The organism is Bacillota bacterium (assembly GCA_013314855.1).
GTDB lineage: Bacteria > Bacillota > Clostridia > Acetivibrionales > DUMC01 > Ch48.
Genome location: JABUEW010000141.1, coordinates 1 through 9,981 on the forward strand (window position 1 = coordinate 1; position 9,981 = coordinate 9,981).

Annotated in this window: 11 protein-coding genes and 2 pseudogenes; 8 read left to right on the top strand and 5 right to left on the bottom strand. The window is 39.8% G+C overall.

The window, feature by feature from the left end; genetic code table 11:
* Positions 1 to 591: 591 nt before the first annotated feature.
* Positions 592 to 732, top strand: coding sequence for a hypothetical protein (locus tag HPY74_17725; protein NSW92468.1), 141 nt, complete (start codon positions 592 to 594; stop codon positions 730 to 732).
* A 181-nt stretch (positions 733 to 913) separates the two neighbouring features.
* Here the strand turns inward: HPY74_17725 and HPY74_17730 are convergent, their stop codons facing one another.
* From HPY74_17730 to HPY74_17745, 4 genes and pseudogenes are all read right to left on the bottom strand, one after another.
* Positions 914 to 1,378: a hypothetical protein gene (locus HPY74_17730; protein ID NSW92469.1), complete on the bottom strand. Its 465-nt coding sequence runs from the start codon at positions 1,376 to 1,378 to the stop codon at positions 914 to 916.
* Positions 1,307 to 1,570: pseudogene (locus tag HPY74_17735) on the bottom strand (aspartate--tRNA(Asn) ligase). The gene HPY74_17730 and the pseudogene HPY74_17735 overlap by 72 nt, the downstream one beginning before the upstream one ends.
* Positions 1,462 to 1,797: a hypothetical protein gene (locus tag HPY74_17740; protein ID NSW92470.1), complete on the bottom strand. Its 336-nt coding sequence runs from the start codon at positions 1,795 to 1,797 to the stop codon at positions 1,462 to 1,464. The pseudogene HPY74_17735 and the gene HPY74_17740 overlap by 109 nt, the downstream one beginning before the upstream one ends.
* 105 nt (positions 1,798 to 1,902) lie before the next feature.
* Positions 1,903 to 2,151, bottom strand: a complete 249-nt coding sequence (locus tag HPY74_17745; GenBank protein NSW92471.1) for a hypothetical protein — start codon at positions 2,149 to 2,151, stop codon at positions 1,903 to 1,905.
* A 112-nt stretch (positions 2,152 to 2,263) separates the two neighbouring features.
* On the opposite strand from HPY74_17745, the pseudogene HPY74_17750 reads away from it, so the two are divergent.
* Positions 2,264 to 2,580: pseudogene (locus HPY74_17750) on the top strand (nucleotidyltransferase domain-containing protein).
* A 168-nt stretch (positions 2,581 to 2,748) separates the two neighbouring features.
* Here HPY74_17750 and HPY74_17755 read toward each other — a convergent pair.
* Positions 2,749 to 3,474, bottom strand: a complete 726-nt coding sequence (locus HPY74_17755; protein ID NSW92472.1) for an SDR family oxidoreductase — start codon at positions 3,472 to 3,474, stop codon at positions 2,749 to 2,751.
* A 322-nt stretch (positions 3,475 to 3,796) separates the two neighbouring features.
* Here HPY74_17755 and polX point away from each other — a divergent pair, with 322 nt between their 5' ends.
* From polX to HPY74_17785, 6 genes are all read left to right on the top strand, one after another.
* Positions 3,797 to 5,512, top strand: a complete 1,716-nt coding sequence (gene polX, locus HPY74_17760) for a DNA polymerase/3'-5' exonuclease PolX (protein NSW92473.1) — start codon at positions 3,797 to 3,799, stop codon at positions 5,510 to 5,512.
* A 36-nt stretch (positions 5,513 to 5,548) separates the two neighbouring features.
* Entirely contained in the window at positions 5,549 to 6,418 is an 870-nt protein-coding gene (locus tag HPY74_17765; GenBank protein ID NSW92474.1) for an AraC family transcriptional regulator, read from the top strand.
* A 229-nt stretch (positions 6,419 to 6,647) separates the two neighbouring features.
* The gene (locus tag HPY74_17770) at positions 6,648 to 8,093 is read left to right on the top strand and encodes an ADP-ribosylglycohydrolase family protein (protein NSW92475.1); all 1,446 of its coding nucleotides are present in this window, start codon (positions 6,648 to 6,650) and stop codon (positions 8,091 to 8,093) included.
* A gap of 280 nt (positions 8,094 to 8,373) precedes the next feature.
* Positions 8,374 to 8,952, top strand: a complete 579-nt coding sequence (locus HPY74_17775; GenBank protein NSW92476.1) for a DUF4338 domain-containing protein — start codon at positions 8,374 to 8,376, stop codon at positions 8,950 to 8,952.
* Positions 8,952 to 9,272, top strand: a complete 321-nt coding sequence (locus HPY74_17780; protein ID NSW92477.1) for a DUF4338 domain-containing protein — start codon at positions 8,952 to 8,954, stop codon at positions 9,270 to 9,272. Before HPY74_17775 ends, HPY74_17780 begins: the two co-directional genes overlap by 1 nt.
* Positions 9,265 to 9,981 (top strand): transposase family protein (locus HPY74_17785; GenBank protein ID NSW92478.1); only part of this gene is annotated, 717 nt, incomplete at its 3' end. The genes HPY74_17780 and HPY74_17785, both read left to right, overlap by 8 nt.

A 9,981-nucleotide genomic window follows, 5' to 3' on the forward strand; every position in this document is an offset into this window, starting at 1 on the left:
ATTTTATCATTTCTATATCTTCAGGACTAAATGTCCTACCTGAAAATGTTCTATTAGTATTGTTCATGACTTGATTACCTACCTCCCCCAAGTCTACTATACAATACTAATCTTGTACGTGTCCAACTCGGTTTTGCGAAAATATTTTTTTGCTACTCTCTATAACTCTTGTTTTCTCTTTCTTTTAAATTCGTGCTTCATCTCTGCACATGCACACATGCCAGCAAACAGTATAAGCTGAAGTAAGAATTAAAGGGAACATTGAAATGGAATTCTTATTTTTAGCAAAGGAAAAAGCATTTTTAACAAATGAAAAAGCGGCCAATTCAATATCTACCGCTTGATTTTGTTATAGTTAGTATAATATTGGCAACATATAGTATATGTATGGTACTTCAAGCACCAATCATATTTATATCATACAATCAAAATGGCAATCTGTCAAGATATTTTTTGAAAAAATATGAAAATTTAGGTAAATATTTTTGGATTTTCATGGCATAGTACACCAGTACAGTTTAACAGGTTTAACTTATACGCTTATATAAGGTAGAATGGTTAAGTCAATCTGAATTGAGGGGGGATGCTCTCATGTCTCAAATCGAACTAAATGGCATATGCAAGGCCTTTAAGGTCTATCAACTGCAAATTGTATGGACAGCCGTTTTCATACTTGCAGGGAAACTGCTGATGTCCGTCCGGTTGAAAAATATTATTGTACAGGGAGGGTGAGAAGTGAAGGAACTGAAACTATACTTTAAATATATCAAATTGAATTTCCTTACAGGCTTGCAGTACAAAGGCTGGCCTATCATGGTTTTACTGGTGCTGATTGCTGTTATAACAGACCCAATCGGATTGATTTTTATGTTTTCCCGGTTTGGCAGTATAGGCGAATGGTCAATGGAGCGCATTATTCTGATCTATGCAATGGCTGTAACAAGTTTTGGGCTTGCCGAAACCTTTTGCCGGGGATTTGATTACTTCCCATGGCGCATGATACGATGTCATCCAGATGCCTGATTAATTCATTGGCAGCTGTGGATAAACGGACATCCTTCAGCCAGACTGCTCCTATGGTTCTGGGAGGAATTCTTTCTATCGGTTTGATTTCGTACAATCTACCATTGTCCAAATCGTCCTTGATGAAATTTTTAATTACACATGCTATTCCGAAGTCATATTTTGCAAAATGAATAAGCAGATCAATATTGCCAAGTTCAAAATCCGGCATGACCGGTATGGAATTCTCCTTAAGGTAATGCTTGCATAAAGTACCGCTTACTCCTATCATGGCAGACGAAAAAGTGGTAATCTCCAATCCCCTGAAAAGCAGGTCAAAGCTCAAGGTGTACGAAGGATCTTCTTCGTCATCCATGGCATAAAAAGGCCTTTTGGATGAAGGATAGTGTGTGACAAAAACAAATTCGCTATCATGGTGCTTTTTTATATAATCACAAATCAGCTGTTCCTCTTCAGGTTCAAAGTCATAGAAATCGGTGATCTTTCTACCGTAAACCCTGTGGATATGGTCTCTTTTGCCTCCCGAAATTTTATAGCAGGCATGAATTCGATTTTAGGGATATTCGCTTTAAGTAGTTCAATTTCCTTCCAATAATCTTCCAGGAACAGTTCAAACATATATTTGAGCATAGCGGTTTCCATGTTCATAATGTCAATATAGCTTTCAATGAAGCCCATCTCAAAGTCCATGCTTATATATTCATTCAGATGCCTTGATGTATTATGCTTTTCGGCTCTGCTATTGGCCGGAAGGTGAGGTTTATATCCAGAGATATATTAAGCTGCTTCTTATTGATGACTATAGGCAGTCCTGCAGCAGGTTTTGATAATATATCCACCTGTTTTATAAGGACTTCAAACCCATTGGCAGCACGCTCATCAGAGACGGCCTTCCCCTGTTACACATACAGCATAACCTTCAGCAATATCACCCAGTTCGAATTCTGAAAATTCCTGCGAGTAAACACATTGTATTAAATCCCTTCCGGTTCTGATAATTACAAAAGCAAAACCACTCATTTCCCTGATTTTGTGAATTGTACCCTTTAGTCTTATCATGCCACCGATACTCTTGGATATTTCAACAAGCGTTGTTTCATTGACAGGAGTACCACTTATATAATCCATAATATAATCTCCTCTCTTTAAGTTTATATGTTTTATAAGAATCAGGACCTTTAAAACTAATAAAAAAACCTTTATTACGCAAATAGTCAAGGAGTAAATATATTTTTCCCTTATGAATCTGGGATTGAAAGATTTTGATTTAGAGTATATTGGCAAAGTGTTAAAAAAATTTTCTGAAATAGATAAAGCAGTGGCATTCGGATCGAGAGCGAAAGGAAATTATAAAACAGGCTCCGATGTAGATATAGCAATATATGGAGAAAAAATAACCTTTGATACGTTAGCAAGACTTCACTCTGAACTCGAAGAAGAAAGTCCTATGCCATATTTTTTGATATAGTGGATTATACCCATTCTGACCATAAAGAGCTAAAAGAACATATTGAACGTGTAGGGATAGTGATATATAAGAAAGATGTAAGCCGATAGCAGATGAAAGACAACTATTTTTCTATACACTGAAATATGGAAATTTCATAGCGAGTCAACCGAAGATTATATTTGTGAAGTCCGGATACCGGTAGTGAAAAAATAAAACAGCATGACATGCAATAATACTCCAATTTTAGGCAGTTAAGCTTCCATGACTTTTATTATCTATTTCCACGGAGTGTTAGATGCCCTTCTTATATTTATTTCATCTATTACCGATGCACCCCGGTGAGTTAGAAGGAATAAAACAATTTCAGCTATTTCTGCGGGAGATATTAGTTCAGATGCATCAAGGTCCGGCCTTGTCTTCATTACCATATCCGTTGCTACTCCTCCAGGTGAAACCGCATGGACTCTTATCCCGTAATTATGTACTTCCTGTGCAAGAACTTTTGTCATGCCCATCAGGGCATGCTTGGATGCGGCATACGCGCCCTGGTTAATGTAACCCTTATGGCCGACCACTGAAGATATGTTTATAATAGTTGCGTAATCCGACTTCTTCAAACTCGTCAACGCCTCTTTGCATAATAAAAACGGAGCTCTGGCATTAACAGCCATATGTAAATCCCATTCATCCGCCGTTGTTTCCGCCAAAGGTTTAGGTATAGCTATACCCGCATTGTTTATCAGGATGTCCAATCTGCCAAAATGAGCAATCACATCTTTTATAATATTCGCAGGCGCATCCTTTTCTGCAAGATTGGCGGGGCAAATGAATATTTCGACCCCTGTATGGTATAACTCCTGCGCAACAATTTCTAAATTTTCCAATGAGCTGCTGTTAATAGCCAGATTCACACCGTGCTCTGCAAGCATCACTGCAATGGCTTTTCCGATTCCCCTGCTTGCCCCTGTAACAAGAGCAACTCTGCCTTTCAATATACTCATTTTTCTACTCCTTATTTCTCATTCGAATATATACCCGTGTTATATATCTATATTATATTATTTTGTCTAATCATCAGTCAAAAGTTTATTTCTTTTATTGATTCGGCTTCCATAGTCATGACCAAATATGAAATAACAAACCTCTTATCATCTTTGAATAAGCGGTTTTTTCTTGCAATTAGATAGTCTATATCTATTATTTATTTTAGAATATATCTTTTCATTTTAATCTAATACTGGTAATATAACCTTGTGGAATATAAAAATTCAGGTGTTGTTTATAAAACACCTGGGGATGAAAACACTGGAGAGATGGTGCTGCATGGACAAGCATGACATTGCCGGCATATTGAATGAGATTGGGATGCTGCTTGAAATAAAAGGAGAAAACTTCTTCAAATCGAAAGCCTATTATGACGCGGCAAGAGCAGTAATGTTTTTGGAAGAAGATATTGAAGTATTGGTTAGGGAGAACAGGTTAAAGGACCTCAAGGGATTTGGAAAAGCTCTATCGCAGAAGATTGACGAGCTTGTGAATACCGGGCGGCTTGAATACTATGAGGAGCTTAAGAAATTGATTCCGCCAGGTCTTTTGGATATGCTTAAAATACCCGGATTGGGTCCTAAGAAGGTCAGAGCTTTATATGACAGCCTGGGTATATCGACTATAGGAGAATTAAAGTATGCCTGCCTTGAAAACAGGCTTTCAAAGCTTCAGGGCTTTGGAGAGAAAACCCAGCAAAAGGTATTGGAAGGTATTGAAAACCTTGGGAAATATGCGGGACAGTACCACTTTCCTCATGCAAAGAGCCTGGCGGAAGAAATTATAAAGGCATTGAAGGAGAAAAATGCAGTAATAAGATGCAGTGAAGCCGGAAGCTTAAGGAGGAGGAAAGAAACCGTAAAGGACATTGATATCCTGGCTAGCAGCAATAACGGCAAAGAGGTCATGGAGCTTTTTACCTCGCATCCTCTTGTAATACAGGTTATTTCGAAGGGCGACACCAAATCCTCAGTTGTGCTCAAAGGCGGAATTGCGGCAGATTTAAGGGTTGTGGATGACAATGAGTACCCGTATGCGCTTCACCACTTTACAGGAAGCAAGGAGCACAATACCGCGTTAAGGCATATTGCCAGGCAGGAAGGTATAAAAATCAATGAATATGGCATTTTCAGGGGCGAAGAATTGATAAGGTGCAAAACGGAAGAAGACATATTCAAGGTTTTTGGGATGAGTTACATACCGCCTGAGCTTCGTGAAAACAATGGGGAGCTGGAAGCGGCAAGAGAAGGCAAATTGCCTGAATTGATAGAATACAAGGATATCAAGGGCATATTCCACGTACATACATTATATGGGGACGGTTTAAATACAATAGAAGAGCTCGCAGAGGCTTGTATTGACAGAGGATATTCATACATGGGGATAACTGACCACAGCCAATCGGCATACTATGCAGGCGGATTGAAAGAAGAGGATATCAAAATACAGCATGAAGAAATTGACAGGTTGAATAAGAAATATAAACATGCCGGTTTCAGGATATTCAAGGGAATTGAGCTGGATATTCTTCCTGACGGCAGCGTGGATTATGATGATAGGGTGCTTTCCTGGTTTGATTTTACGATAGCTTCGGTTCATACGGCATTGAATATGGATGAGGATAGGATGACCAGGAGGGTAATAAAGGCTATGAAGAATAAATATGTTACAATACTGGGCCATCCTACCGGAAGGCTTCTTTTATCGCGTGAGCCAATAAAAATAAATATGAGCGAAATAATTAAAACAGCAGCCGAAGAAAAAGTAATTATTGAAATTAACTCAAATCCGTACAGGCTGGACCTTGATTGGAGATACTGCAAAGCGGCAAAAGAAGCCGGGTGCAAATTTCTGATTTCGCCTGATGCGCATGGAATTAGTGGTATAGATGATATGGAGTACGGCGTTAATACAGCGAGAAAAGGATGGCTTGAAAAGGGAGATATTGTTAACACTATGAGCGCTGATGAAATATACCGGAGAATACGTTCATAATGTTATAGGGCAATAGCATTTAGAAGAACCAGGAGGTTGCGCATTAGCCAGATGTATCAATTCAAGCTGGAAAATGAGGAAATCATAAGCCTTTCAAGAAATGTTGCCAAAGAGAGTCATATTCCTCATACGCATGATTTTATAGAAATCGTGTATATTTGCGAAGGCAGCGGCACCCAGATGATTAATGACGATTCCTACCTTGTGAAGCGTGGGGATTTGCTTTTTATTAATTTTAGAGATGTGCATTCCTACTCAACCGATACGGGTATGGAATATATAAACTGCCTTATAAGCCCGGAATTTCTCAGTGAAGAACTGATCAACTCGAAAAATGCACTTGATATATTGACGCTTGCGATTTTCAGGGATTTTTACGATATTGCGGAAAAAATATGCCCCAAAATCTCTTTTCACGGCCTTGAAATGCTGGAAATAGAGGATGTTTTCAACCATATGATTGCCGAGTATGAAAAGAAAGCCCCCGGTTATATTGCTGTATTAAAGGGTTATGTCAATGTTTTGCTGGCAAAAATATTCCGGATTTTCAAAAAACCTGAGCTTGACAGTTTGACAACCGATTTAAACAAAATAACTCCTGAGGTGCTTCACTATATTAAAAAAAATTATAACAAAAAAATCACGTTGAAGGAACTTGCAAAGCATAGTTTTTACAATGCAGCCTATTTCAGCACCATATTCAAAGAGTGCTTTGGAAAGACGCCTCTTGAGTACATAAATGAGATTAGAATCGAAAAAGCAGTTCAACTGATGAAACAAACAGATTTAACCATAGAGGAAATCTGTCATCGAGTTGGTTACAGCAACAAAAAACACTTCTATAAAATTTTCCGGGATGCAACCGGAACGACTCCCAATAATTTCAGGAAAAATTTAAAATATTGAAATTGGCATGTTCGTACCCTTGATACCCCTGTATCTGTTTTACATTTATATACCTGAAAAAATGATACGATTTTCTAAAGATTGTATACTGATTTAACAGTTTCAAACCTGTAAAATAATAATTATAATTAAGAATGCAAGATAAGCTGCTGCCAATTGCAGCGAGGCGACAGTGCAATGAGTTTTTAAGGAGCAACTATTTAACAAATGGAGATGGAGGGGAAATGATATGATAAAGTTTAACCGCGAGACCTTAAGGGATAAAATCTATGCCTGCTGGATGGGGAAAAATATTGGTGGAACGATGGGAGCTCCGTTTGAAGGGAAACGGCAACTAAATGATATCCAGGGGTTCACTACGCCTAAAGGCACTATTTTGCCGAATGACGACCTTGATTTGCAGCTTGTATGGTTGAAAGCTATTGAAGACAGAGGCCCTTATAATTTAAATTCACAGATCCTGGGAGAATACTGGATAAACTTCATACCTCCCCACTGGAACGAATACGGTATTGGAAAGGGAAATATGAGAGCAGGCCTTCTGCCGCCTTTGTCGGGAGATTATCAGAATGATTGGAAGGATTCGAACGGCGCCTGGATCCGTTCCGAAATATGGGCGTGTCTTGCCCCGGGATGCCCGGATATTGCAATAAAATACGCTATTGAGGATGCATGTGTGGACCACGGCATGGGCGAGGGAACATATGCGGAAATATTTACCGCTGCTGTTGAGAGCGCCGCATTTGTGGTTGATGATATCCGGGAACTGATTAACATAGGCCTTTCCAAGATACCGGCAGAATGCCGGATTGCGCGAAGCATAAACCTTTTAACCGAAGCCTATGATAAAGGGGTTGACTGGAAGACCGCCCGCAACCTGTTGGTTGAAGACAGTCAAGACCTGGGCTGGTTTCAAGCTCCGGCAAATGTGGCATTTACAATGCTTGGAATGCTGTATGGAGAAGGCGATTTCAAGAAATCAATGATTTATGCAATAAATTGCGGTGATGATACCGATTGTACGGCAGCTACTCTCGGTTCATTATTCGGTATAATGTACGGGTCAAAGATAATCCCCAAAGATTGGAGCGATTATATCGGAGATCAAATAGTAACAGTAGCTGTCGATAGAGGCTCTTACCATGGATTGCCGCGCACGTGCACCGAATTGACGGAACGTGTGCTTTCAATGATACCTGTAATGCTGAAAGCCAATAATGCAAATGTTATGATTTACGATGGGGAAGATTGCTTTGATGAGGTTTGTATCGACGACTTTAAACAATCCTCGGTTGGGAAGAAATTATGCGCTCGTTCAGGCAAGTCTTACTCGGTAGATTTCATCTATGCAAGGGCAATGGTGGAATTCATTGATGATCCTGTCATTGAGCCGTTTGGAGAACTAAATGTTAAAATCACGTTTTTTAATCAAATGCCGGATTCCAAGCATATAAACCTTCGGTGGCTGCTGCCCGACGGATGGAGCATAGGGGGCAGAAAAGATGTATTCCTGAAAAGCGTCAGCCCGGACAACAGACCTGACGGTACTGTCAAGGCAATAACTGTGAGCATTACAGCAGGAGAAACGGTTCAACCTGTTAATCGGATTATACTGGAAGCATCCTGCACGGGAAGACCTTCGGTAGGGCTTATTCCTATCACAATACTGGGATAACAAATAATTAAGGGGACGTACATTTTTTGTCAACTTCTTAAAGGAATAGGGGACGGTCCTTTTTAGAGAATAGAGAGAGAATAGGGGACGGTCCTTTTTTGTCAACTTGTTTATAAGGAGCAATAAATTTTAAGGGAGCAATCAGAGATGAAGCATGAATTTAAAAACAAGAGAAATAAAGAGTTATAGAGAGTAACATAAATATATTTTCGCAAAACCGAGTTGAACACGGACAAGATTAGTATTGTATAGTAGACTTGGGGAGGTAGGTAATCAAGTCATGAACAATACTAACAGAACATTTTCAGGTAGGACATTCAGTCCTGAAGATATAGAAATGATAAAATGGGTGAGGGAGACATATCCGAAGTTGTCCAGACATGAATTAGCAGCCACGGTATGTGAGTTAATTGGGTGGACAACTCCAGCCGGGAATGCGAAACGAATACAATGTGTGGCATTTTTAGAGGAACTGGAAGCTGAAGGGGTTATACAACTACCGCCAATCGATACCACAAAACGAAAAAAATGCGAGGTAAGGAGAAAAGAACACGAATTTGACACATGCGAGCGAAAAGGTGAAGTAAGTGATTACGAGCCTATCAGGCTTGAGATTGCAAGGCCGGGAGAAAATTTAAAACGTTGGCGTGCGTATGTAAACCGGTATCATATACTTGGAGACAAATGGGTATTTGGTTCCCGGCTGCAATACTTTATAAAATCAGGAGAAATAGAACTAGGCTGCATACAGTTTTCGGCATCAGCCTGGGCGTTGGAAGAGAGGGACAGGTGGATAGGCTGGACGGTAGAAGACAAGAAAGCACGACTTCACCTGATAGTAAATAACAGCCGGTTTTAATTTTTCCGTGGATACACATCCGGAATCTTGCAAGCAAGGCATTATCTTTGGCAGTAAAGCGAGTGAAAAGAGATTGGCTACGAGAATACTGTTATGCACCTATACTATTGGAGAGCTTTGTAGATACAGAAAAATATAAAGGGATATCGTATAAAGCTGCGAATTGGATTTATGTTGGGGAGACTAAAGGGATTGGTCGTAGCGGTGGAAGAAAAAGAACTCTTTCAAGGAAATTGATCTTTGTATATCCATTAGAGGATGACTTCAGAGCTTACCTTAAGGGGGAGAAGCCATATAAGGTGGTGAATCCTGATGAGTAAGCGTGAAGAATGGCTAATAAGGAAGCAGCAAGCACAAGAGAGTAAATTACAGCAACTAAGAGCCGCAGGGATTGCATTTAAGGTAAAGTATGAGAAAAAACCTAAAAAACAGTCTATACCCAATAGATTGAGCGATTTAACAACTCCGGAGGAAGAAAAGGAAGAATGTCAGGAAACGGTGGAAGCAACATTGAAGGTATACCGGCAGCTGCTGCCGGGATTGCTTTGTCGGCTAAAGCACATAGAGGATCCAAGGAATCCTGTGAAAATAAAACACAAGCTTACGGTATTAATGGTATATGGAATCTTGTTTTTCGTTTACCAGGTATCATCAAGGCGTGAGGCAAATAGGGAGATGAGCAAGCCGATATTTTATGAGAACCTGAAAGCAATGTTTCCGGAGCTTGAGACCTTACCTCATGCGGATACGCTTGCGAGGCTTTTGGAAAGAATAAAGGACTGTGAGAGAAAAGCCTTTTACCGTCTTGCAGAAAAGATAAAGAAGAGATTCCCAAGGCTAAAGATAGCAGTGGTGTTGGATGGACTTTATGCATGCGGACCTGTAATCAGGTTATGCAGGCAGTATAAGTGGGATTACATGATAGTACTAAAAGAAGATGCTTTAAAGGAAGTATGGAGAGAAGCTACAGGCCTGATGCGTTTGGAACCAAAAAATACTCTGACATGCGTATGGGGAGATAGAATCCAG

What these genes read in the sequence shown, in the direction of transcription:
- HPY74_17770 (NSW92475.1), top strand. Translation starts at nt 6,648, where the DNA reads ATGATAAAGTTTAACCGCGAGACCTTAAGGGATAAAATCTATGCCTGC.
- HPY74_17745 (NSW92471.1), bottom strand. Translation starts at nt 2,151, where the DNA reads ATGGATTATATAAGTGGTACTCCTGTCAATGAAACAACGCTTGTTGAA.
- HPY74_17730 (NSW92469.1), bottom strand. Translation starts at nt 1,378, where the DNA reads ATGGATGACGAAGAAGATCCTTCGTACACCTTGAGCTTTGACCTGCTT.
- HPY74_17755 (NSW92472.1), bottom strand. Translation starts at nt 3,474, where the DNA reads ATGAGTATATTGAAAGGCAGAGTTGCTCTTGTTACAGGGGCAAGCAGG.
- HPY74_17775 (NSW92476.1), top strand. Translation starts at nt 8,374, where the DNA reads ATGAACAATACTAACAGAACATTTTCAGGTAGGACATTCAGTCCTGAA.
- polX (NSW92473.1), top strand. Translation starts at nt 3,797, where the DNA reads ATGGACAAGCATGACATTGCCGGCATATTGAATGAGATTGGGATGCTG.
- HPY74_17725 (NSW92468.1), top strand. Translation starts at nt 592, where the DNA reads ATGTCTCAAATCGAACTAAATGGCATATGCAAGGCCTTTAAGGTCTAT.